General features: G+C 64.4%; 20 protein-coding genes. 17 read left to right on the top strand and 3 right to left on the bottom strand.

Going from position 1 to position 22,506, the window contains the following annotated elements; genetic code table 11:
• Window positions 1-36 precede the first annotated feature (36 nt).
• Entirely contained in the window at window positions 37-1,137 is a 1,101-nt protein-coding gene (gene gntR / locus AC1RR3_RS34980) for an HTH-type transcriptional regulator GntR (protein ID WP_492829248.1), read from the bottom strand.
• Window positions 1,138-1,338: 201 nt separating this feature from the next.
• Between gntR and AC1RR3_RS34985 the strand changes: the two genes are divergently transcribed.
• The 12 genes from AC1RR3_RS34985 (at window position 1,339) to AC1RR3_RS35040 (ending at window position 12,918) form a co-directional block, all read left to right on the top strand.
• On the top strand, window positions 1,339-2,400 hold the full coding sequence (locus AC1RR3_RS34985; RefSeq protein WP_492829250.1) for an ABC transporter ATP-binding protein: 1,062 nt from the start codon (window positions 1,339-1,341) through the stop codon (window positions 2,398-2,400).
• Between the two features lie 60 nt (window positions 2,401-2,460).
• A complete protein-coding gene (locus AC1RR3_RS34990; RefSeq protein WP_492829252.1) occupies window positions 2,461-3,774 on the top strand; it encodes an ABC transporter substrate-binding protein in 1,314 nt (437 codons plus the stop codon).
• 67 nt (window positions 3,775-3,841) lie between these two features.
• Entirely contained in the window at window positions 3,842-4,789 is a 948-nt protein-coding gene (locus tag AC1RR3_RS34995; RefSeq protein WP_492829254.1) for a carbohydrate ABC transporter permease, read from the top strand.
• Window positions 4,790-4,791: 2 nt separating this feature from the next.
• A complete protein-coding gene (locus AC1RR3_RS35000; protein WP_492829256.1) occupies window positions 4,792-5,667 on the top strand; it encodes a carbohydrate ABC transporter permease in 876 nt (291 codons plus the stop codon).
• Window positions 5,668-5,757: 90 nt separating this feature from the next.
• Window positions 5,758-6,744, top strand: a complete 987-nt coding sequence (gene denD, locus AC1RR3_RS35005; RefSeq protein ID WP_492829258.1) for a D-erythronate dehydrogenase — start codon at window positions 5,758-5,760, stop codon at window positions 6,742-6,744.
• 29 nt (window positions 6,745-6,773) lie between these two features.
• Window positions 6,774-7,751, top strand: coding sequence for a sugar kinase (locus AC1RR3_RS35010; protein ID WP_492829260.1), 978 nt, complete (start codon window positions 6,774-6,776; stop codon window positions 7,749-7,751).
• 28 nt (window positions 7,752-7,779) lie between these two features.
• On the top strand, window positions 7,780-8,430 hold the full coding sequence (eda, locus tag AC1RR3_RS35015) for a bifunctional 4-hydroxy-2-oxoglutarate aldolase/2-dehydro-3-deoxy-phosphogluconate aldolase (protein WP_492829262.1): 651 nt from the start codon (window positions 7,780-7,782) through the stop codon (window positions 8,428-8,430).
• 59 nt (window positions 8,431-8,489) lie between these two features.
• Window positions 8,490-9,659, top strand: a complete 1,170-nt coding sequence (locus tag AC1RR3_RS35020; RefSeq protein WP_492829264.1) for an acetyl-CoA acetyltransferase — start codon at window positions 8,490-8,492, stop codon at window positions 9,657-9,659.
• Window positions 9,660-9,778: 119 nt separating this feature from the next.
• Window positions 9,779-9,985: a hypothetical protein gene (locus AC1RR3_RS35025; protein ID WP_492829266.1), complete on the top strand. Its 207-nt coding sequence runs from the start codon at window positions 9,779-9,781 to the stop codon at window positions 9,983-9,985.
• A 119-nt stretch (window positions 9,986-10,104) separates the two neighbouring features.
• Window positions 10,105-11,304, top strand: coding sequence for a CaiB/BaiF CoA transferase family protein (locus AC1RR3_RS35030; RefSeq protein ID WP_492829268.1), 1,200 nt, complete (start codon window positions 10,105-10,107; stop codon window positions 11,302-11,304).
• Window positions 11,305-11,425: 121 nt separating this feature from the next.
• Window positions 11,426-12,562 (top strand): thiolase family protein, encoded by a 1,137-nt coding sequence (locus AC1RR3_RS35035; protein ID WP_492829270.1) that lies wholly within the window; start codon window positions 11,426-11,428, stop codon window positions 12,560-12,562.
• Window positions 12,559-12,918 (top strand): Zn-ribbon domain-containing OB-fold protein, encoded by a 360-nt coding sequence (locus AC1RR3_RS35040; protein WP_492829272.1) that lies wholly within the window; start codon window positions 12,559-12,561, stop codon window positions 12,916-12,918. Before AC1RR3_RS35035 ends, AC1RR3_RS35040 begins: the two co-directional genes overlap by 4 nt.
• A gap of 471 nt (window positions 12,919-13,389) precedes the next feature.
• On the opposite strand, the gene AC1RR3_RS35045 is transcribed toward AC1RR3_RS35040, so the two are convergent.
• Window positions 13,390-14,157: a FadR/GntR family transcriptional regulator gene (locus AC1RR3_RS35045; RefSeq protein WP_492829274.1), complete on the bottom strand. Its 768-nt coding sequence runs from the start codon at window positions 14,155-14,157 to the stop codon at window positions 13,390-13,392.
• A gap of 130 nt (window positions 14,158-14,287) precedes the next feature.
• Here AC1RR3_RS35045 and AC1RR3_RS35050 point away from each other — a divergent pair, with 130 nt between their 5' ends.
• The 5 genes from AC1RR3_RS35050 to AC1RR3_RS35070 all read left to right on the top strand — a co-directional run bounded on the left by AC1RR3_RS35050 (window position 14,288) and on the right by AC1RR3_RS35070 (window position 20,495).
• Window positions 14,288-15,679: an aspartate aminotransferase family protein gene (locus AC1RR3_RS35050; RefSeq protein ID WP_492829276.1), complete on the top strand. Its 1,392-nt coding sequence runs from the start codon at window positions 14,288-14,290 to the stop codon at window positions 15,677-15,679.
• A gap of 20 nt (window positions 15,680-15,699) precedes the next feature.
• Window positions 15,700-17,304 (top strand): ABC transporter substrate-binding protein, encoded by a 1,605-nt coding sequence (locus AC1RR3_RS35055; protein ID WP_492829278.1) that lies wholly within the window; start codon window positions 15,700-15,702, stop codon window positions 17,302-17,304.
• A gap of 13 nt (window positions 17,305-17,317) precedes the next feature.
• On the top strand, window positions 17,318-19,546 hold the full coding sequence (locus AC1RR3_RS35060) for a N,N-dimethylformamidase beta subunit family domain-containing protein (RefSeq protein WP_492829280.1): 2,229 nt from the start codon (window positions 17,318-17,320) through the stop codon (window positions 19,544-19,546).
• A 92-nt stretch (window positions 19,547-19,638) separates the two neighbouring features.
• A complete protein-coding gene (locus AC1RR3_RS35065; protein ID WP_492829282.1) occupies window positions 19,639-20,166 on the top strand; it encodes a carboxymuconolactone decarboxylase family protein in 528 nt (175 codons plus the stop codon).
• 26 nt (window positions 20,167-20,192) lie between these two features.
• Window positions 20,193-20,495: a nucleoside triphosphate pyrophosphohydrolase family protein gene (locus AC1RR3_RS35070; RefSeq protein ID WP_247506159.1), complete on the top strand. Its 303-nt coding sequence runs from the start codon at window positions 20,193-20,195 to the stop codon at window positions 20,493-20,495.
• A gap of 153 nt (window positions 20,496-20,648) precedes the next feature.
• Here the strand turns inward: AC1RR3_RS35070 and glsA are convergent, their stop codons facing one another.
• Window positions 20,649-22,490: a glutaminase A gene (glsA, locus tag AC1RR3_RS35075; protein ID WP_492829285.1), complete on the bottom strand. Its 1,842-nt coding sequence runs from the start codon at window positions 22,488-22,490 to the stop codon at window positions 20,649-20,651.
• Window positions 22,491-22,506 lie beyond the last annotated feature (16 nt).

A 22,506-nucleotide genomic window follows, 5' to 3' on the forward strand; every position in this document is an offset into this window, starting at 1 on the left:
TGCCCGTTGGTGGGTCGTTTCCTCACAAGTTCGATACTAGTCATGGCTACTTGGTAACGCTACCATTTTGTTCGCCGCACCCGTGCCCGCTGCGGCCGGCCTGCTGTCGGGATGCCGTGCCGACGAGCTCTGCCGTTCGACCACCTTGAAGCCGAGGTCGAGCACCGGCCGCTCCGGACGCCGTCCGTCGATCGCCTCGATCAGCATGCTGGCGGCCGTGTTGCCCATCTCGTAACGATTGGTGCGCACGCTGGTCAGGGTCGGGACGGCGGAGGCCATGAATTCGAGGTCGTTGAAGCCGACGATCGCGATCTGCTCGGGGATGCCGATCTCGCGGCGACGGCATTCGAACAGCACGCCGAGCGCAAGGTCGTCATTGGCGCAGAACACCGCATCGATGTCGGGCTCGCGTGCGAGGAGGTCGGTGAACAGGGCGCCGCCGAGCGTCACCGAGGTCGGTGTCGCCGTCGTGACGACGAGGCGCTGCTCGAACAGGCCGGCGTCCTTCATGGCCGAGACATATCCGTCCAGCCGCCGCTGCACCCGCGGATCCATCCGCGCGCCGACGAAGCCGATCCGGCGGCGACCTTGCGCGAACAAATGCGCGATCGCCGCGCGGGCTGCGTCATAGTGGGAAAAGCCGATCATCATGTCGACCGGATTGGGCCCGAGCTCCATGATCTGCACGATCGGGCAGTCGGCGGCCTCCAGCATGGCGCGCGATTCCGCGGTCTGGTCGATGCCGGTGACGATCAGCCCGGCCGGCTTCTGCGCAAGAAACAGGCGCAGCAGCTTCTCTTCCTGGAGGATGCTGTAACGGGTGTTGGACAACTGGATCGAGTAGCGGCTGCCTTCGGAGGCGTCATAGATGCCGCGCAGCACGTCGGAAAACACGTTGTTGGTCAGTGACGGAATCAAGACACCGATCACCTCGGTGCGTTGCGAGGCGAGTGCGCGTGCCGCCAGATTCGGCACGTAGCCGAGCTCCCTGGCTGCGCTTTCCACCCGCGTGCGCTTGGCGACCGACAGCGCCTCGGGATTACGGAAAAAGCGGGACGCAGTGATCGGGCTGACGCCGGCAAGCTCGGCGACTTCCGCCAGCCGGATTTTGCCTGACTTGGTGCGTTTTCGACCCATTTGCTGCTCTTAACACAGTCACTGTCGCAAACAAAGGAACGTTGACAGCGCTACCAGCAACGACTAACCAAAGACAAATTGCCAAAACCGCACAAACTGCCGACAATGTCGCCCGTTAAGATCGGGCTTCGGTTGGTGAAGTCTGAAAAACAAGACGGTCGCGGCGCAGGTGGCGTCGTGGACTTTCGAGGAGGGAGCTAGATGTCGTCTGTGCAAATCCGCGACGTGCGGAAATCGTTCGGCAATTTTGAAGTCCTGCACGGCGTCTCGATTCCGATCGAGGATGGCCAGTTCGTCGTCCTGGTCGGTCCCTCCGGTTGCGGCAAGTCGACGCTTCTGCGCATGCTCGCAGGCCTCGAGAACATCACCTCCGGCACGATCTCGATCGGCGACCGCGTCGTCAACAATATCCAGCCCAAGGAGCGGGATATTGCGATGGTGTTCCAGAACTACGCGCTCTACCCGCACATGACCGTCGGCGAAAACATGGGCTTCTCGCTGAAGCTTCGGAACGCCGGCTCCGACGAGATCAACAAGCGCGTCAAGCGCGCCGCCGAAATTCTCGCGCTGTCGCCGCTGCTCGATCGCTATCCGCGTCAGCTCTCCGGCGGCCAGCGCCAGCGCGTCGCGATGGGCCGCGCCATCGTGCGCGATCCCCAGGTCTTCCTGTTCGACGAGCCGCTGTCGAACCTCGACGCCAAGCTGCGCGTCGCCATGCGTACCGAGATCAAGGAGCTGCACCAGCGGCTCAAGACCACGACCGTCTACGTCACCCACGACCAGATCGAGGCCATGACCATGGCCGACAAGATCGTCGTCATGCATGACGGCATCGTCGAGCAGATGGGCACGCCGCTCGAGCTCTACGACAAGCCGGAAAACCAGTTCGTTGCCGGCTTCATCGGCTCGCCCGCCATGAACTTCCTGAAGGGTCATGTGCGCGTCAACGGCGTTGCGACCTTCGAAGGACCGAACGGCGTCAAGCTGCCACTCAAGAACGCGCCGGCGGCGTCCGACGGCCGCCCTGTCGTCTATGGCGTGCGGCCCGAGCATTTCACCATCGCGGACGACGGCGCCGATGCCGAGATCATCGTGGTCGAGCCGACCGGTTCGGAGACGCAGGTGTTTGCGAAGGTGGGTGGCGAGCAGGTCGTCGCGGTCTTCCGCGAGCGTCACCAGTTCAATCCGGGCGACAAGGTCAAGCTGAAGCCTGACCCGTCGCTGGTTCATCTGTTCGACGACGCGACGGGCAAACGCCTGTAGCGACGCCGAAGGACTGACGAAGAACTACCAAATACAAATATAAAAATTAGGGAGAGAACGATGAGCAATTTCGACAGGCGAAGTGTGCTTAAAGCCGGCCTGGGCGGCGCAGCGTTGCTGGCCGGCCCGGGCATCGTCCCGGTCCGCGCTGCAGAATGGACCAACACGCCCGAGCCGAACGCGTCCATCCGCGTCCTGCGCTGGAAGCAGTTCATCCAGGCCGAGTTCGACAAGTTCGCCGAGCAGACCAAGGCGTTCTCCGAGAAGACCGGCGTCAAGGTCAAGCTCGAGGCCGAGAGCTGGGAGGACATCCGCCCCAAAGCGGCGGTCGCCGCCAATGTCGGCGCCGGTCCCGACCTGATCATCGGCACGCTCGACGATCCCCACAAATTCCCGGAAAAGCTGATCGACATGACTGACGTCGCCGACTATCTCGGCGCGCAATATGGTGGCTGGTATCCGGTTGCCGAACGCTACGGCAAGAAGGGCAACAGCTGGATCGCCATTCCGCAAGGCGCGACCGGCGGCTGCCTGAACTACCGCATCAGCCACATGAAGGCCGCGGGCTTCGATGAATTCCCCAAGGACACCGCCGGTTTCCTCAAGCTGTGCCAGGCCCTGAAGAAGAACAACACACCGGCCGGCTTCGCGCTTGGTCACGCCACGGGCGATGCCAACGGCTGGTGCCAGTGGGCGCTCTGGGCATTCGGCGGCAAGGTCGTCAACGACAAGAACGAGGTCGTGATCGACTCGCCCGAGACGATCGCCGCGCTCGAATACGTCAAGCAGCTCTACGAGACCTTCATCCCCGGCGTGCTGTCGTGGAACGACTCGAACAACAACAAGGCGTTCCTGAACGGCGAGCTCAGCCTGACGCTGAACGGCATCTCGATCTGGACCGTCGGAAAGAACTCCACCGATCCGAAGCAGCAGGAAATCGCCAAGGACATGAACCACGCGCCGATGCCGATCGGCCCCGTGGGTGTGTCGACCGAGCAGCAGAACGTGCTCGTCTATTACGGCTACAAGCACTCGAAGTATCCGAAGGCGGTCAAGGAATACATCAAGTTCATGATGGACAAGGCGAACTACGACGCCTGGGAGGTCTCTTCCAACGGCTACGTGTCGCCGCCGCTGCCGGCCTACAATGACAACCCGGTGTGGACGTCGGACCCGAAGATCACGCCGTACCGCGACTGCCTGAAGCGCTGCCGCGACAACGGCTATGCCGGCGATCTCGGTTACGCCTCCGCCGCCGTGATGGGCGACTTCGTCGTCGTCGACATGTTCGCCGAGGCGGCCTCGGGCTCGGTGACGCCGAAGCAGGCGGCCGCGCGCGCTGCCGAGCGCGCCAAGCGCTACTACCAGGTCTGATCAGCTCCAATCTGCGCGGCGTCCGGTTCGCCGGACGCCGTGACGGTTCGTCCAAGGGGAATCCGACATGGCAGTTATGGCCGAGCCCGTTGCCGCGCAGATCAAGCGCAGCAGTATGTGGACCAGAGCATTCGAGAGTCGGAATTTTCTCGGCGCGATGTTCATGGTGCCGGCAATCGCGATTCTGATCCTGTTTCTGGCCTATCCGCTCGCGCTGGGTTTCTGGCTCGGCATGACCGACACCAAGATCGGCGGGGCCGGGCGCTTCATCGGCTTCCAGAACTTCGTCTCGCTGGCAAAGGACTCGGTGTTCTGGCTGTCGGTATTCAACACCATTTTCTACACGGTGGCCGCCAGCGCCGTGAAATTCGCGATCGGGCTTTATCTCGCACTGCTGCTCAACGAGCGGCTGCCGTTCAAGTCGATGGTCCGTGCCATCGTGCTGCTGCCCTTCGTGGTGCCGACGGTGCTCTCGGCGATCGCCTTCTGGTGGATCTATGACAGCCAGTTCTCGATCATCTCGTGGGTGCTGATCAAGGCCGGCCTGATCACGCGCTACATCGACTTCCTCGGCGATCCCTGGAACGCGCGCTGGTCGGTCGTCGCCGCCAACATCTGGCGCGGCGTGCCCTTCGTGGCGATCACGCTGCTGGCGGGGTTGCAGACGATTTCACCCTCGCTCTATGAGGCCGCCAATCTCGACGGCGCCACCAACATGCAGCGCTTCCGCCACATCACGCTGCCGATGCTGTCGCCGATCATCGCGGTCGTGATGACGTTCTCGGTGCTGATGACGTTCACCGACTTCCAGCTGATCTACACCATCACGCGCGGCGGGCCGATCAATGCCACGCATCTGATGGCGACGCTGTCGTTCCAGCGCGCCATCACCGGCGGCAATCTCGGGGAGGGCGCGGCGATCTCGAACGCGATGATTCCGTTCCTGGTCGCGGCGATCCTGCTCAGCTTCTTCGGGCTTCAGCGCTCCCGCTGGCAGCAGGGCGGGAGGGACTGACCATGAGCACCGCAGACGACCAAAGCGTCGGAATGGACTATCTCGAGAGCTTCCCGCGGAAATTCCTCCGCGTGTACCTTCCGCTCGGGCTGATCATCTTCTTCCTGCTGTTCCCGTTCTACTGGATGACGGTCGCGACGTTCAAGCCGGACGCGGAGATGTACGACTACGAGAAGTACAATCCGTTCTGGATCGTGCATCCGACCTTCGAGCACATCAAGAAGCTGTTCTTTGACACCGATTATCCGCAGTGGATGTGGAACACCGTGATCGTCTCGGTCTCCTCGACCTGCATCTCGCTGTTCGCCAGCGTCTGCGCGGCCTATGCGATCGAGCGGCTGCGTTACAAGGGGTCGCGCTATGTGGGCCTCGCGATCTTCCTCGGTTATCTCGTGCCGCCCTCGATCCTGTTCATTCCGCTGGCCGCGATCGTGTTCCAGCTCGGCCTGTTCGACGGCAATCTGGCGCTGATCCTGACCTATCCTACCTTCCTGATCCCGTTCTGCACCTGGCTGCTGATGGGATATTTCCGCACCATTCCCTACGAGCTGGAGGAATGCGCCCTGATCGACGGGGCGACGCGGCTCCAGATCCTGATCAAGATCACGCTGCCGCTGTCGCTCCCAGGGGTCATCTCGGCGGGCATCTTCGCCTTTACGTTGTCCTGGAACGAGTTCATCTACGCGCTGACCTTCATCTCCTCCTCGGAGAACAAGACCATCCCGGTCGGCGCCATCACCGAGCTCGTCAACGGCGACGTCTACCATTGGGGCGCGCTGATGGCCGCAGCCCTGACCGGCTCGGTCCCCGTAGTTATCCTTTATTCCTTCTTCGTGGAGTATTATGTGTCGGCAATGACCGGCGCCGTGAAGGAATGATCGCGGGGCCTGCCTGAGATCGCGCCAAGAGGGCGTTCCAGTGAACGTCCTGAGAGAGGCGCGTTCCGGCCAATAAAAAGGAGTAGGCTCTTGCACATTCTGGTTCTGGGCGCCGCCGGCATGGTCGGCCGTAAATTCTGTGAACGGCTGCTGCGCGACGGCCGGCTCGGCAAGAGCGAGATCACCAAGTTGACCATGCACGACGTGGTCGAGCCCAAGAAGCCGGAGAAGGCCGGTTTCCCCGTCGAGACCGTGTCGGGCGATTTCGCCGTACCGGGCGCGGCCGAGAAGCTGATCGCCGGCCGCCCGGACGTGATCTTCCATCTCGCCGCCATCGTCTCGGGCGAGGCCGAGCTCGATTTCGACAAGGGCTACCGCATCAACCTCGACGGCACGCGGATGCTGCTCGATGCCATCCGCCTCGTCGGCGGCGGCTACAAGCCGCGCGTGGTGTTCACGTCCTCGATCGCGGTGTTCGGCGCCCCGTTCCCGGAGGCGATCGGCGACGAGTTTTTCCACACCCCGCTGCTCAGCTACGGCACCCAGAAGGCGATCGGCGAATTGCTGCTGGCTGACTATTCCCGCCGCGGCTTCCTTGACGGCATCGGCATCCGCCTGCCGACCATCTGCATCCGGCCCGGCCTGCCCAACAAGGCGGCATCGGGCTTCTTCTCCAGCATCCTGCGCGAGCCGCTGGCCGGCAAGGACGTGGTCCTGCCGGTGTCCGAGGACGTCCGCCACTGGCATGCGACGCCGCGCTCCGCGGTCGGCTTCCTGCTGCATGCCGGCACCATGGATCTCGCCAGCGTCGGCCCGCGCCGCAACATCACCATGCCGGGCCTGTCGGCAACGGTGGGCGAGCAGATCGCCGCCTTGAAGCGCGTTGCCGGCGACAAGGTCGCCGCCCGCATCAAGCGGGAGCCTGATCCCTTCATCGTCGGCATCGTCGGCGGCTGGCCGCGTAACTTCAACGCCAAGCGGTCGCTCGAGCTCGGCTTCACCACGGCCGAGAAGACGTTCGACGATATCATCCGCATTCACATCGAAGACGAGCTCGGCGGCAACTTCGTCGCCTGAGCTATCAGATGAACAGCGTGGATATGACGATGGCGAGCGTTGCTTGCATCGGTGAATGCATGGTTGAGCTCCGGCAGGCCCAGGGGGGACATTCCACTGGGCAGGCCGGACAGGGCGGTGGCCTGTACTCACGCGGGTTCGGCGGCGACACCCTCAACACGGCGGTGTACCTGGCGCGGCTCGAGGTCAAGGTCGACTACCTCACCGCGCTCGGCGACGATGCCCTCAGCGACGAGATGATCGCGGCCTGGAATGCGGAGAGCATCGGCACCCGCCGCGTCGTGCGGTTGCCGGGCAAGCTGCCCGGCCTCTACATGATCCAGACCGATGCAAAGGGCGAACGCCAGTTCTTCCACTGGCGCGACAGCGCGGCGGCGCGCCAATTGATGAGCCTGCCGGAAACGGACGAGCTGCTCAATTCGCTGATGAGCTACGACATCGTCTATCTCTCCGCAATCACGCTGTCGATTTACGATGCGGCCGGCCGCGATCGCCTGTTCGCGGCGATCAAGCGCGGCCGCCTGCTCGGCACCCGCTTCGTGTTCGACACCAACTTCCGCGCGCGGGGATGGCCCGATCGCGATGTCGCGCGCGAGGTCTTTGCCGCGGCGTTTGCAACCGCCGACATCGTGCTGACCTCGACCGAGGATCTGCTCGCGCTTTATCCCGGCGAGAGCTACGAGCAATTGATGGCACGCATCCCCACGCCCGAGCTGGTGTTCCGTCTGGCCGAGCCCGTCAGCCTGCTGCGCTTCCCCGGTGGAACCAGCGAGGTTCGCGCCGAACCCATGACAAAACCCGTCGTTGACACCACGGCGGCCGGCGACAGCTTTGCCGCGGCCTATATCGCCGCCCGACTCGGCGGCGCCGATCCGGTCGAGGCGGCCCAGGCCGGGCATCGCCTTGCCAGCCTCGTGATCTGCTATGCCGGCGCCATCATTCCGGGCTATGCCATGCCGCCGAAGAAACGGCACCGGCCAGCGACCACGCGTCAAGCGACCAAGTGACACGCGACCAAGTGAAACGAAAGCCAAGATGACCACGACCGCCCAACAGAACCACCTCGTCGCGCTGTTCAAGGCTGCGACCGTCATTCCCGTCCTCACCATCGAGCGGATCCAGGACGCCGTGCCGCTGGCGAAAGCGCTGGTGGCTGGCGGCGTCCGCACGCTGGAGGTGACCATGCGCACCCCTGTTGCGATCGAGGCGGCGAGGGCGATGATGGCCGAAGTGCCGGAGGCCGTCGTCGGTATCGGCACGATCCTCAAGTCGGCCGACTTCGTCCGCGTCGAGAAGCTCGGCGTCGCCTTCGGCATCAGTCCGGGCCTGACCCCCGATCTCCTCAAGGTCGCCGCCGACAGCTCCCTGCCGTTCGCGCCGGGCATTGCCACGGCGTCCGAGCTGATGACGGCGCTGTCCTACGGCTTCGACGTTGCAAAATTCTTCCCCGCAGAGCAGGCCGGCGGCATCAAGGGCCTGCGGGCGCTGGGCGGCCCGTTCCCGAACGTGCGGTTCTGCCCGACCGGCGGGGTCGGCGAGGCCAATGCGGCGACCTGGCTTGCCGAGCCCAATGTGGTCGCAGTCGGCGGTTCCTGGCTCTGCCCGACCGCCGAGATCAAGGCCGGCAACTGGGCCGGCATAACTGCCATCTGCCAGCGCACCCTCCAGGCCCTGAAACCCGCGTGAAGTCTTGCCATCCCTGGGCTAAGACTTAACTCAGGTAGAGACTCCAGGGAGAAGAGACCATGACCGCCAGCATCGTCGGATGGGCCCATACGCCGTTCGGCAAGTTCGACACCGAAACCGTCGAAAGCCTCGTCACCCGCGTGGCCAATGAGGCGATGGCCGATGCCGGCATTTCGGCTGGCGATGTCGACGAGATCGTGCTCGGTCATTTCAACGCCGGCTTCTCGGCGCAGGATTTTACCGCTTCCCTGGTGCTCCAGGCCGACCCGAAGCTGCGCTTCAAGCCGGCCACCCGCGTCGAGAACGCTTGTGCGACCGGCTCCGCAGCCGTCCATCAGGGCCTGCGCGCGATCGCCGCAGGTGCCGCCAAGATCGTGCTGGTCGTCGGCGTCGAGCAGATGACGCGCACGCCGGGCCCGGAGATCGGCAAGAACCTGCTCAAGGCCTCCTATCTGCCCGAGGACGGCGACACCGTCGGCGGCTTCGCCGGCGTGTTCGGCAAGATCGCCAGCTCCTACTTCCAGAAATACGGCGATCAGTCCGATGCACTGGCGCTGATCGCGGCCAAGAACCACAAGAACGGCGTCGCCAATCCCTTCGCCCAGATGCGCAAGGACTTTGGCTTCGACTTCTGCCGCGCCGAGAGCGAGAAGAACCCCTATGTTGCCGGTCCGCTGAAGCGCACCGACTGCTCGCTCGTCTCCGACGGCGCCGCCGCACTGGTGCTCGCCGATGCCGAGACCGCCAAGGGCATGAGTAAGTCGATCGGCTTCCGCGCCACCGCGCATGCTCAGGACTTTCTGCCGATGTCCAAGCGCGACATCCTCGCGTTCGAGGGCTGCACGGTCGCCTGGCAGCGCGCGCTGGAAAAGGCGGGCGTGGCGCTCACCGATCTCTCCTTCGTCGAGACCCATGACTGCTTCACCGTCGCCGAGCTGATCGAATACGAAGCGATGGGCCTGACGCCGAAGGGGCAGGGCGCCCGCGCCATCAAGGAAGGCTGGACGCTCAAGGACGGCAAGCTGCCGGTCAATCCGTCCGGCGGCCTGAAGGCCAAGGGCCATCCGATCGGCGCCACCGGCGTCTCCATGCACGTGATGACCGCGATGCAGCTCGCAGGCCAGGCGCCCGAGGGCATGCAGCTGAAGAACGCCAAGCTTGGCGGCATCTTCAATATGGGCGGCGCCGCGGTCGCCAATTACGTCTCCGTGCTGGAGCCGCTGAAGTAAGCTCTCGTAAGGTGGGCAAAGGCGCGAAAGCGCCGTGCCCACCATCTTTCTTTGCGCCAGATCATGGTGGGCCCGCCCGGGCCCCTTAAAGCTCTTGATCGATTTGCAGGGAATACATCATGAGCAATGACTACGAAGACTCACTGTCGATGGACGCACTCAACGATCGCATCGCCATCCTCGAGGACAATATCCGCCAGCTCATCGAGCAGGCGGCGGCCGCCTCGGGCGAGCAGAGCGAGTCGCGCATCGCCGACCGCATCAGCCAGCAGAACGACGAGCTCGACCGCCTCATCAAGATCCGCGATTCCCGCCAGAAGAAATAGCGGCCGCGTCGTCACGCATGCAGCCATACGCCGGCCGCTCTTGCGTGCGCGGCGTCACTGCCGTTAGCTGGACCGAAATCGCTGGGCCCAACTGAGCCCGCGCAATCGGGAGCGAACGAATGGGGCCGCTGAAGGGCATCAAGGTCGTCGACATGACCACCGTGCTGATGGGGCCCTATGCGACCCAGATGCTCGGCGATTACGGTGCTGATGTCATCAAGGTGGAGTCGCTCGACGGCGACGTCACCCGCCTGATCGGCCCGATGCGGCACACCGGCATGGGCCCGGTCTTCCTCAACACCAACCGCAGCAAGCGCTCGATCTGCCTCGACCTGAAGAAGCCTGCTGGCCGCGATGCCGTGCTGCGGCTTTTGAAGGACGCCGACGTGCTCGTCTACAACGTCCGTCCGCAGGCGATGGCGCGGCTTCAGCTCGGCTACGACGTCGTCTCCAAAATCAATCCGCGCCTGGTCTATGCCGGCGTGTTCGGCTTCGGCCAGGACGGGCCCTATGCGGCAAAACCCGCTTATGACGATCTGATCCAGGGCGCCACCGCACTGCCTGCACTGATGGCGCAGACCGGCGACGGCGTGCCGCGCTACGTGCCGAACGCGCTGGTCGACCGCATCGTCGGCCTCACCGCCGTCGGCGCGATCTGCGCCAGCCTCGTGCATCGCGACCGCACCGGCCGCGGCCAGCGCGTCGACATCCCGATGTTCGAGACCATGGCCGGCTTCGTCATGGGCGACCACATGGGCGGGCTGACTTACGAGCCGCCGCTCGACAAGGGCGGCTACGCCCGCCACCTCTCGCGCGATCGCCGGCCGTACAAGACCTCGGACGGCTATCTCAGCGTCATCGTCTACAACGACAAGCAGTGGGAGAATTTCTTCAAGGCGACGGGCCGTGACGACCTGCGCGCCGATCCGATGTTCGCGACCTTCGCCGGCCGCGCCGCCAATATCGACGTCGTCTATGCCGAGCTGGCGCGCATTTTCGAGACGCGTAGCACGGCGGAATGGATCGAGCTGCTGACCAAGGCCGATGTGCCGGTCATGCCGATGCATGACCTCTCATCCATCCTGCACGACGAGCATCTGGAGGCGACCGGCTTCTTCCCGGTGGTGAACCATCCGAGCGAAGGCCCGATCCGCAGCATGAAGGTGACGGCAACCTGGTCGGAGACGGAGGCGGAGCCAGTGCGGCTTGCGCCGCGGCTCAACGAGCACGGCGCGGAGATTTTGCGCGAGGTCGGCTATTCCACTGATGAGATCGCCGCCATGGTCGGCGGCGGCGTCACGCGCGCAGCACCGGAGTAGGCAGGATGACGATGTCTCTCTCATCCGTCATTCCGGGGCGGTCCGTAGGACCGAACCCGGAATCTCGAGATTCCGGGTTCGATGCTTCGCATCGCCCCGGAATGACACCAAGGTTCGCATCATGAGCTTCATCACCGGCGTCGGCCTCACATCTTACGGCAAGCACGAAGGCTCATCCTCGCTCGACCTGATGGGCAAGGCCGCGCAAGCCGCGCTCGACGATGCCGGCCTCAGGCGGGCCGAGATCGACGGCGTCCTCTGCGGCTACTCCACGGTGTCGCCGCACATCATGCTCGCCACCGTCTTCGCCGAGCATTTCGGCATCCGCCCGTCCTACGCCCACGCCGTCCAGGTCGGCGGCGCCACCGGCCTCGCGATGACGATGCTCGCGCATCATCTCGTCGAGGCCGGCGTCGCGCGCAACGTGCTCGTCGTCGCCGGCGAGAACCGTCTCACCGGGCAGAGCCGCGATGCCTCGATCCAGGCGCTGGCGCAGGTTGGTCATCCCGACTACGAGGTGCCGCTCGTCCCGACCATTCCCGCTTATTACGGCCTCGTTGCTAGCAGATACATGCACGAATACGGCGTGACCGAAGAAGACCTCGCCGAATTCGCGGTGCTGATGCGCGCGCACGCCTGCACCCATCCCGGTGCGCAATTCCACGATCCCATTACGGTGGCCGATGTCATGGCCTCGAAGCCGGTGGCGATGCCGCTCAAGCTGCTGGACTGCTGCCCGGTGTCGGACGGCGGCGCCGCCTTCGTCATCAGCCGCGAGCGGACCGGTGAGGCGGGCGTACGCATCCGCGGCTGCGCCCAGGCGCACACCCATCAACACGTGACGGCCGCGCCCGCGCTCAGCGAGCTCGGCGCCGAGATCTCGATCGCGCGAGTCAAGGAAGCCACGGGCCTTGCAATTTCGGATGTGCGCTACGCCGCGATCTACGACAGCTTTACGATCACGCTGGCCATGCTGCTGGAAGACCTTGGCCTTGCCGGCCGCGGCGAGGCGGCTGCGTGCGTGCGCTCTGGCCATTTCAGCCGCGACGGCGCGATGCCACTCAACACCCATGGCGGCCTGCTCAGCTATGGCCATTGCGGCGTCGGCGGCGCCATGGCGCATCTGGTCGAGGCGCATTTGCAGATGACGGGACGGGCCGCGAACCGCCAGGTGCGCGATGCTTCGATCGCGCTCTTGCACGGCGACGGCGGCGTGCTGTCGTCCCATGTCAGCATGTTTCTGGAGCGGGTGCGATGAGCGATCATCTCGCGGACTGGACCAAGGGCGAACAGGCCATCACTTTTCAGACCTGCACCTCATGCGGCCATGTGCAGTATTTCCACCGCGCTTTCTGCGCGGCCTGCGGCGCATCCGATCCGCAAGAGGCTCGCGCCAGCGGCAAGGGCAGGGTCTACGCGACCTCGCTGGTCTGCCGCGCCGCCACGCCCGAGACGCGCGCGCACGTGCCCTACAACATCCTGCTGGTCGATTGCGCCGAGGGCTTTCGCATGATGGCGCATGGCGAGAACGGTCTTGCCATCGGCGACGAGGTCATTGCGAGTTTCAAACCGTTCGCCGGAAAACTGGTGCCGTTCTTCGCCAAACAGAAATAGTGAGATCGGGATTGCCGTAGCCCGGATGGGATTCGTCATTCGGGGGCGGTCCTGAGAGACCGAGCCTGGAACGGGAATTCTGGGCCTGGCTTGTGCGAGAGCCACCCCGGAATGACGAAAACTCTGAAACGCTTATTAACGCCCGTAGAACAAGATGCTGGCGATGACGAGCATCGCCATCACCGCCAGCATATGCGCGAGCGCTCCCGAGGCCGCCCCCTTGGTGGCTTCCTTCATGCCTTTTTCTCCCTAGACTTGGGCGTGACTCATCAATGCGCGTTTGCAGCGCAAGACGGTCAATTGTTTTTACTCGGAACACCCCTTGCGAGTATTCACCGCGATTTGTCCCCACGCGGCGAATATCGACTGTGCCAAGGTCGATCAGCAATGCGGCGGCATTTTGACTCGATGATGTTGCTGTTGCGGTCGCGGAGCGCAGGGTGTGCGGAAACTTTCTTCAACCGCGACAAATCATCGGATTTTTCCACGAGAATTCGCAGGCTTGGTCGTGGCCGTCGATTTGGCCATCGATTTGGCCTTCGACGCCTCCATCAGCGCGTCCCTGATATTGTTGAGGTGACGCGTCATCGCGAGGCTCGCCTTGCGTGGGTTCCGCGCTTGCACGGCCTCGAAGATGGCCTCGTGATCCCTGCGCCACATGGGACGATAATCCTCCATCTGCATGTGGTTGTGAATCTCCTGCCAGATGCCGGACTCGGTCTGTGCGCGCCACAGCGAGTCGCTGATCGACACCAGCGCGCCGTTCCCGGTCGCCTCGGCCAGCACCATGTGGAAGCGGTGGTCCGACGTGTCGGCCTCGCGTCCCTGCGCATGTTCCCAGCGCATCATGGCGAGCGCTTCGGCGAGCTGCGCGAAAATGGCCTCGGTGCCGCGCTGCGCCGCGATCGCCGCGATCTGCGGCTCGATCAACTGGCGCGCTTCCAGATTCTCGAACGGCCCAAAACCTTCGAGCGCATGCACGTCAGGTGCTTCCTGACGACTGATCACATAGACGCCGCTGTTGCTGCGCACCTTCAGCATGCCGGCCATCGCCAGCGACAGGATGGCCTCGCGCACCGTCGGCCGCGACACGCCAAAAGTTTTCGCGAGGTCGCGCTCAGCCGGCAGGCGCTGGCCGATCCGGTAACTCGCCTGGATCATCGCAGCAATGCGCCGGGCGACGATCTCGAAGCTGCGTTCGGGCTTTGACGGGGGATCGTGCAACATCTTCGTGCTCATCAGCTCTTTTTTTGAGTTTGACAAGCTGAGGCACGAAAGCCAAGCTGGTCTGACCAATTTGGACTGACCAATTTGGTTGCCCGGAGCCCTGATATGGTCGCCGGGGGGCGGGAAGACGGAGCGTCGAAGCGTGTCCGACAGAAGACTGAATTCAGCCGAGGCGCGCGACATCGCGTTCCATCTGCACTCGCAGACCAACCCGCAGCGTCATGCAGAAATCGGACCGTTGATCATGGCGCGCGGCGAGGGCGTCCATGTCTATGACGCCGGCGGCAAGCGTTATCTGGAAGCGATGGCGGGCCTGTGGTGCACCTCGCTCGGCTTTTCCGAGACGCGGCTGAAGGCGGCGGCAGCGGCGGCCTATGACAAGTTCGGCTTCTACCACAGCTTCAATCACAAGACGCCTGACAACACGATCGACCTCGCCGAGAAGCTGGTCGAGATCTCGCCAATCCCGGATGCGCAGGCCTATTTCGCCACCTCAGGCTCGGAAGCCACCGAGACCATGGTGAAGCTCGCCTGGGTCTATCACGCGGTCCATGGCAAGCCCGGCAAGCGCAAGATCATCGCCCGCGACCGCGGTTTCCATGGCTCGACGATCGTTGCGGCTTCGATGTGCGGCCTGCCCCGCATGCACCGCGAGTTCGGTCTGCCGCTCGACGGCTTCCTGCACACGCATTGCCCGGACGCCTATCGTGGCACCAGGCCCGGCGAGAGCGAGGCGGCGTTCGTCGATCGGCTCGCAGCCGATCTCGAAGCGCTGATCATGGCCGAGGGGCCGGATACGATCGCAGCCTTCATCGCCGAGCCGATCAATGCCGGTGGCGGCATCGTCGTGCCACCGAAGGGATATTTCGCGAAGATCGAGGCGGTGCTGCGCCGTCACGACATCCTGGTGCTTGGTGACGAGGTCGTCTGCGGCTTCGGCCGCACCGGCAACTGGTTCGGCTGCCAGACGGTCGGCATGAAGCCGGACATGGTGGCGCTCGCCAAGGGCATCACCTCGTCCTATTTCCCGATGTCGGCGGTGTTGCTGGGACGTCCGATTCGCGACGCGCTCAGCGAGATGAACAAGGGCGGCGAGCTGTTCGGCCACGGCTTCACCAATTCCGGCCACCCGGTCGGCGCCGCCATCGCGCTCGAGACGCTAAAAATCTACCACGAGATGGATGTAGTGCCGCATGTCCGCCGCATGGGCGGCAGGCTCCGCGCCGGGCTCGACCAGATCGCGCGGGATTCGCGCATCGTCGGCCAGGTGCGGGGCGAGGGATTGATGATCGGTGTCGAGCTGGTCGCCGACCCCGCGACGCGGCAGGCCTTCGATCCCGCATTGAAGGTCGGCGCGATGTTCGACGCGCTTGCGATCGAGAATGGCCTGATCATCCGCGCGATGGGCGATACGATCGGGTTCTGCCCGCCGCTGATCATCGACGAAGCCGGGGTCGACGAGGCGCTCGACCTGTTCGGGAAAACCTTGTTCAGCGCCGAAGCCAGGCTTGCCGCGACACGTCCATCTGCGTAACCCCTTGAGGAGACCATCACATGCGCCGTCGAGACCTGCTCCGATCCACACTGGGCGCCGGTCTCGGCGTCGCGCTGGGCTCGACTCTGGCGATGCCGCGGCTGGCCCGCGCGCAAGCCTCGCGCGTGCTGCGCTTCGTGCCGCAGGCCGATGCCGCCATTCTCGATCCGATGATCACCACCGGCCTCGTCAACCGCAACCACGGTTTCCTGATCTGGGATACCCTCTACGGCGTTGATGAGAAGTTGCAGGTTCAGCCGCAGATGGTCGCCGGCCACACGGTCGAGAACGACGGCAAGCTCTGGACCATGACCTTGCGCGATGGCTTGAAGTTTCACGACGGTGAGCCCGTGCGCGGGCGCGACGTGGTGGCGAGCCTGAAACGCTGGGCCTCGCGCGACGCCTTCGGCAACTCGCTCTTCACGCTGGTGGACGAACTCTCGGCGCCCGATGACAGGACCGTGCGCTGGCGGCTCAAGTCGCCGTTCCCGATGCTGCCTGAATCGCTCGGCAAGGTCGGTGCCATCATCGCCTTCATCATGCCGGAACGCCTTGCGCAGACGGACAGCGTCACGCCGGTCAAGGAGCTGATCGGCTCCGGTCCGTTCAAATTCCAGGCTGATCAGCACGTGCCCGGCGCGCGTCTGGTCTATACGCGTTTCGACGGCTACGTGCCGCGCCCCGAGGGGACACCGAGCCTGCTCGCCGGTCCGAAGATCGCGCATTTCGACCGGGTCGAGTGGCAGGTCATCCCGGACCCAGCGACGGCCGCGGCCGCGCTTCAGCAGGGTGAGATCGACTGGTGGGATCAGCCCATCGTCGACCTGTTGCCGAAGTTGAAGGCCAACAAGGCGCTCAATATCGAACTGCTCGACCCCATCGGCAATGTCGGCGTGCTGCGCTTCAACCACACGCAGCCGCCGTTCGACAACCCGGCCATTCGCCGCGCGGTGCTCTCCGCTATCAGCCAGAAGGAATTCATGTCCGCGGTCGCGGGAGAGGACACCAGCCTGTGGCGCGACAAGATCGGCTTCTTCGCGCCCGGCGGCATCATGGCGAACGATGCCGGCATGGACGCGCTGAACGGCCCGCGCGATATCGCAGCCGCTGCCAGGGCCATCAAGGACGCCGGCTACAAGGGTGAGAAAGTGCTGCTGATGGCGCCCGGCGATTTCCCTGTCATCGGGCAGATGAGCGAAGTCGCGGCCGACTTGTTCCGCAAGCTCGGTTTCAATCTCGACTACGCGGCGATGGACTGGGGCTCGATGCTGCGGCGCATGGGCAACCGCGAGACGCCGGACAAGGGCGGATACAGCGCCTTCTGCACTTATTCGGCGGGCGTCACGCAGCTGAATCCGTCCGCCCATAACTTCATCCGCGGCAGCGGCGACAAGGCGACCTTCGGCTGGGCGAAGAGCGAGAAGCTCGAACAACTCCGGGATTCCTGGTTCGCCGCGCCCGATGCCGCCGCGCAGGCCAGGATCGGCATCGAGATGCAGAAGCAGTGCTTTGTCGATGTTCCCTATGTGCCGCTGGGTGTCTTCTATCAGCCGACCGCGTACAAGAAGAGCCTGACGGGCATGCTCAAGGGCCTGCCGCTGTTCTGGAACGTGCGCGGCGCCTGAAGAAGGATTTTCGATGCTTCCGATCACCGGCTATGCGGATCGCTGGAGCGTGCGCCCCGGCGACGACATCAGGTTCATGATCGCGGTCAAGGGCGGCGGCCGCTATTCGGCACGGATCGCCCGCGTCATCTGCGGCGATCCGAACCCGAGGGGACCGGGCTATCGAGAGATTCCCGTGAAGTGGGATCTCGAAGGCCAGCACGACGGGATCGAGCAGACCATCGCCAAGGGCTCATGGGTCGATGTGCCTGCGCTGGCATTGCCGGCCGGTCCAGTCGCGTTCGCCGCGACGGTCTGGCCGACCTTGCTCGCCGCCGGCCAGCAAGCCGTGCTGAGCTGGACGGGTGCCGGCGTCGCGCTGACGCTGGGCGTTGGCAAGGCGGGCGCTTTCGCCCGGCTCGTGATTGGTGGCGCGACCGTCGAGGTCGAAACCGGCATCGCGCTCACCGAGCGTGCCTGGCACGACATCGCCTGCCTGTTCGACCCCGTGACCGGATCGCTGTCGATCGCGCAGGCGCCCCGCAAGCTCAGGCTCGATCGCGACGAGCGCGCGACGAAATCGCTGAGCGCGCCAAAGGCTGCATTGGCCGGCGCGGGGGCCGCCGCGATCGCGGCGGAGCGCGCGGGGCAGGGCGTAGCCCATCACTTCAACGGCAAGATCGAGCGGCCGCGCGTCACCGATGGCAGCACCGGCCTTGACGGCATCATCGCCGCGCAAGCCTCTGGAACGTCGGCTCCGGTCCTCGCCGAATGGGATTTCTCCATCGGTATTCCGACCGACACCGCGACCGATATCGGCCCCGCCAAGGCGCACGGCACCTGCATCAATCTGCCGACGCGCGCGATGACGGGCTCGCGCTGGACCGGCGGCGTGACCCATCGCTGGACCGAAGAGCCAAAGCTCTGGGGCGCGATCCATTTCCACGACGACGATATCGGCGATTCCGGCTGGCAGCCGTCGCTGAGCTTCACCGTGCCTGATGACTGGACAAGCGGCGTCTATGCGCTGCATCTCGACAAGGACGGCGCGCGCGACAACATCGTCTTCTATGTCCGCGCCAAAATCCCGGGATCGCAGGCCAAGGTGGCGTTCCTCGCGCCGACCTTCAGCTACACGGTCTACAGCCAGTATCAGAAGAAGGGCCGGCAGGCCCTGATCACGGAGCGGTCGCTGGCCTGGGGCGCGCTGGCGCAGGCGCCGGACGGCCATCCTGAATACGGCGTCTCGCCCTACAATTTCCACTCGGACGGCAGCGGCGTGGTGATGTCGACCATGCGCCGCCCGCTGATCGACAAGCGCGTCAACCAGATCCATCTGGTCGATCCCAGCGATTATGGTTCCGGCCTCTACTGGATCTCCGCCGACAGCGCCATCACGGATCTGTTGACCCGCAAGGGCATCGACTTCGAGGTCATCACCGATCACGACGTCCATGCCGAAGGCGTCGACCTGCTGTCGAAATATTCGGTGGTCCTGACCGGTCAGCACCCGGAATACCACACGCACGAGACACTCGATGCGCTCGGCGCCTATCTCGGCAATGGTGGCCGCTTCATGTATCTCGGCGGCAACGGCTTCTACTGGAAAGTGGTGCCGCACGCGACAGGCACCTGGGCTTTCGAGCTGCGCCGCGCCGAGGGCGGCATCCGTCTCTGGGAGACGCTGCCCGGCGAGAGCTATCATGCATTCGACGGGTCTTATGGCGGCCTCTGGCGACGGCTCGGCCGTCCGCCACAGGCTCTGGTCGGCGTCGGCTTCAGCACGCAAGGGGACTACATGGGTTTCCCTTACACCTTCCTCGACGGCGTTCTCGATCCCCGCGTCGCCTTCATGCGCGAGGGCATCGAGGATCTGGCGAGGCCCGGCGCCAAGCTCGGCGAGCGCGGCTTCATGGGCGGTGGCGCCGCCGGCCACGAGCTCGACCGTGCCGACACCCGCCTCGGCACGCCGCATCATGCGATCATCATCGGCCGCGCCGTTCTGACCGATCCGACCTATCAGCCCGTCAACGAAGAGCGCTACGACCACACCTGGCCGGCCTCGCGCGAGGACATCATCCGCTCCGACCTGACCTTCTTCGAGACGGAAAATGGCGGTGCGGTGTTTTCGGTCGGCTCGATGAATTTCATCGGCGCGTTGCCGGTGGACGGCTACGACAACGTGGCGGCCCTGCTGGTGACCAACATCGTCAGGCGCTTTGCCGATCCCGCGCCGTTCCCGGTGCCGAAGACGCCTGCGTAAGGCTGGGGCTTCACGCGAGGATGTTGCTCTTGTGCTGGCGCAAGAATACTCTTGGGGTTGCTTAAAAACGAGAACAAGCCCCAAGGTGACTGATGGCCCGCATCCTCTACAGCGACCCGATCAACGCGTCCGACCGCACCCGCGACATCCTCGACAAGAACCGTCATGCCAACATCTTCCGCATGATGGCGCATTCGCCAAGCTATTTTGAGCAATATTGCCGTCTCGGCGGCGCTATCCGCCACAAGGGTGAGCTCGATCCTGTCGTGCGCGAGCTTGCGATCACCCGCACCGGAATTTTGTGCGAGGCGCCGTACGAGATCGTCGCGCACAAGCGGATCGGCAAGAATGTCGGCGTCACCGACGAGCAGAACGAGGCGCTCGAGAACTGGCAGGCCGCGACCTGTTTCAATGAGGTACAGCGTGCCGCGCTCGCTTTCACCGACGAGATCGTGAAATTGAACAAGCCGACGGATGCGACCTTCAAGGCGATCGCCTCGAAGCTGACGCCGGCCGCGCTGGTCGAGCTCCAGCTCTCGGTCGGCTTCTACATCATGACCTCGAAATTCCTGGAGACGTTCGAGATCGACCTCCAGCCCGTCACGGAAGTGGTGGGCTGATCCAAAAACCGCGGCGAGGTCTGCCGATGACGATCGATGAATACGCGGCCTGGGCCGCAAGCATTGCGAAAGTCGACGAGCATCCGTCCAACGAGCGGCTGTCCTACCTCGGTCTCGGCCTCGCCGGTGAATCCGGCGAGGTCGCCGAGCACATCAAGAAGCTGCTGCGCGATGACTGGCTCGACAAGGCCGGTCTCGTCGAAGAGCTCGGCGATGTCATCTACTATTGGGCCTGCTTGTGCGCCGCGACCGGCCAGCAGCCATCCGAATTGCTCAAGGCCAGTGCGGCCAAGATCAATCGGCGGATCAGCGAGGCGGCGAGCCGCTGAGCACGAGGCGTATGCTGGGGACACCGACAGTCTCCGCGGCGTCATGGCCGGGCCTGTCCCGGCCATCCACGTCTCGCCATGCAGCAAAAAGAACGTGGATGCCCGGGACAAGCCCGGGCATGACGACCTCTCGTGAATGAACCTCGACTATCATTACGTCGACGTCAGGATATCCACCTTGGCATTGGCCACGATCAGGCGATCGGCCAGGAGCTTTGCCAGATTGCGCATGATGCGCTCGGACGCGCGCGGGTGCTGCTCGCGGAAGCGTTCGAAATCCTTCAACGGGACCTCGAAGGCGGTGGCCGCCATGTCGGCAAAGACGTCGGCCGAGCGGGTCTGCTCCAGCAGTGCCATCTCGCCGAACGCCATGCCGGCGGTCAGCGTCGCGAGGCGCACGCCGTCCGGCAGCGTGACATGCACCGCGCCGCTGCGCAGGAAGAACAGGGCATCGGCGGGATCGCCTGTCGTGAGGATCTTTGCGCCGGATGGGTAAGTCCTGATGGTGCAGGTCGCGCCGAGCTCCGCCAGCTCTTCCGTGCTGAGACCTTCAAGCAGCGGCTGCTCGACAAGCTCGGTGGTCTCGTGAAAATCGATCGAGCCGCCATGGCGGTAGACGATCTGGTCTTCGGCCCATTCGATTGCGGTGTCGAGCAGATAGAAATCGCGGACGTTCTTCAGCTCCGCGGTCCACTCCCGCAGCGTATTCCATTCCTTCGACGCGCGCCTGACACCGGACAAGATCACGGTGACATTGAGCGCGGCGAGCTCCTCGAAGGCTTCGGCCACGAGCCGGGCGCCGGCCCGTGTGGTGGAGGTGACGCGGTGAAGGTCGAAGACCACGAATTGCGGCCGCGGCCGCCCCGCAAGCCGGCGCGAGATGTAGTCGACCGCGGAGAGCGACAGCGTGCCGACCAGCTCGATGACCCGCACCTCCTGCTCGTGGGCGGCGAGGATCTCGCGCTCCTGCGGACGGCGCACGCGGCGGGACGGGCTCTTGCCGATGTCGTAATCGGCGATGACCGCGTTGCGCGCGTCGTCGCTGCGGTTGAGCATGTGCAGATCGTAATGCGAGGACAGGGCCTCACAGACCTTGATGCCGCGCACGCTGTTGCCGTGCTTGTCGAGCTTTGGCGAATAACTGCCGAGGCCGAGGCGGGCGGGCAGGGCCGCCAGAATGCCGCCGCCGACGCCGCTCTTGGCGGGGATGCCGATCCGGTAGATCCATTCGCCGGCATAATCGTACATGCCCGACGACGTCATCACCGACAGCGTGCGCGAGATCGCATACGGCGTCATCACCTGCTCGCCCGTGACCGGGTTGACGCCGCGGTTGGCGAGCGTTGCGGCCATCACCGCGATATCGCGCGCAGTGACCAGCACCGCGCATTGCCGGAAATAGACGTCGAGCACGCCGGCGACATTGTCGGAAATCACGGCGTTGGTCTTGAGCAGATAGCCGATGGCGCGGTTGCGGTCGCCGGTCTGGCTTTCGGAAGTGTAGACCGCCTCATCCACCGCGAGATCGCGGCCGGCAAAACGGCTGAGTGCGAGCAGGATCTGCTCGAAAGCCTCAGGGCCTTTGCTGTCGTAGATCAGCCCGGTGCAGGCGATCGCGCCGGCATTGACCATCGGGTTGAATGGATGGTTTTCCGCATTCAGCCGGATCGAGTTGAAGGGATCGCCGGAGGGTTCAACGCCGATCGCGCTCTCGACCTTGCCTGCGCCGAGCAGGTCCAGCGCCAGCGCGAACACGAACGGTTTTGACATCGACTGGATGGTGAAGGGCACCCTGGAGTCGCCGACTTCATAGACATGGCCGTCGAGCGTCGCGAGGCTGATGCCAAAATAGGCAGGGTCGGCCTTGCCGAGCTCGGGGATGTAGTCGGCCACATGGCCGGATGTTTCGGCCGAGAATTCGTTGAGGCAAGTGTCGAGAAACCGCAACAAAGGCGGCTTCGAACGGGTCCAGGCGGAGGCGAGAGGCGATGTCATCGCCCCTCTTGTGCAA

Source organism: Bradyrhizobium sp. GW821-FHT13H05 (assembly GCF_058804065.1).

Coding starts and splice junctions, on each gene's coding strand:
- gntR (WP_492829248.1), bottom strand. CDS start 1,137: ATGGGTCGAAAACGCACCAAGTCAGGCAAAATCCGGCTGGCGGAAGTC.
- AC1RR3_RS34985 (WP_492829250.1), top strand. CDS start 1,339: ATGTCGTCTGTGCAAATCCGCGACGTGCGGAAATCGTTCGGCAATTTT.
- AC1RR3_RS34990 (WP_492829252.1), top strand. CDS start 2,461: ATGAGCAATTTCGACAGGCGAAGTGTGCTTAAAGCCGGCCTGGGCGGC.
- AC1RR3_RS34995 (WP_492829254.1), top strand. CDS start 3,842: ATGGCAGTTATGGCCGAGCCCGTTGCCGCGCAGATCAAGCGCAGCAGT.
- AC1RR3_RS35000 (WP_492829256.1), top strand. CDS start 4,792: ATGAGCACCGCAGACGACCAAAGCGTCGGAATGGACTATCTCGAGAGC.
- AC1RR3_RS35010 (WP_492829260.1), top strand. CDS start 6,774: ATGGCGAGCGTTGCTTGCATCGGTGAATGCATGGTTGAGCTCCGGCAG.
- eda (WP_492829262.1), top strand. CDS start 7,780: ATGACCACGACCGCCCAACAGAACCACCTCGTCGCGCTGTTCAAGGCT.
- AC1RR3_RS35020 (WP_492829264.1), top strand. CDS start 8,490: ATGACCGCCAGCATCGTCGGATGGGCCCATACGCCGTTCGGCAAGTTC.
- AC1RR3_RS35025 (WP_492829266.1), top strand. CDS start 9,779: ATGAGCAATGACTACGAAGACTCACTGTCGATGGACGCACTCAACGAT.
- AC1RR3_RS35030 (WP_492829268.1), top strand. CDS start 10,105: ATGGGGCCGCTGAAGGGCATCAAGGTCGTCGACATGACCACCGTGCTG.
- AC1RR3_RS35035 (WP_492829270.1), top strand. CDS start 11,426: ATGAGCTTCATCACCGGCGTCGGCCTCACATCTTACGGCAAGCACGAA.
- AC1RR3_RS35040 (WP_492829272.1), top strand. CDS start 12,559: ATGAGCGATCATCTCGCGGACTGGACCAAGGGCGAACAGGCCATCACT.
- AC1RR3_RS35045 (WP_492829274.1), bottom strand. CDS start 14,157: ATGAGCACGAAGATGTTGCACGATCCCCCGTCAAAGCCCGAACGCAGC.
- AC1RR3_RS35055 (WP_492829278.1), top strand. CDS start 15,700: ATGCGCCGTCGAGACCTGCTCCGATCCACACTGGGCGCCGGTCTCGGC.
- AC1RR3_RS35060 (WP_492829280.1), top strand. CDS start 17,318: ATGCTTCCGATCACCGGCTATGCGGATCGCTGGAGCGTGCGCCCCGGC.
- AC1RR3_RS35065 (WP_492829282.1), top strand. CDS start 19,639: ATGGCCCGCATCCTCTACAGCGACCCGATCAACGCGTCCGACCGCACC.
- AC1RR3_RS35070 (WP_247506159.1), top strand. CDS start 20,193: ATGACGATCGATGAATACGCGGCCTGGGCCGCAAGCATTGCGAAAGTC.
- glsA (WP_492829285.1), bottom strand. CDS start 22,490: ATGACATCGCCTCTCGCCTCCGCCTGGACCCGTTCGAAGCCGCCTTTG.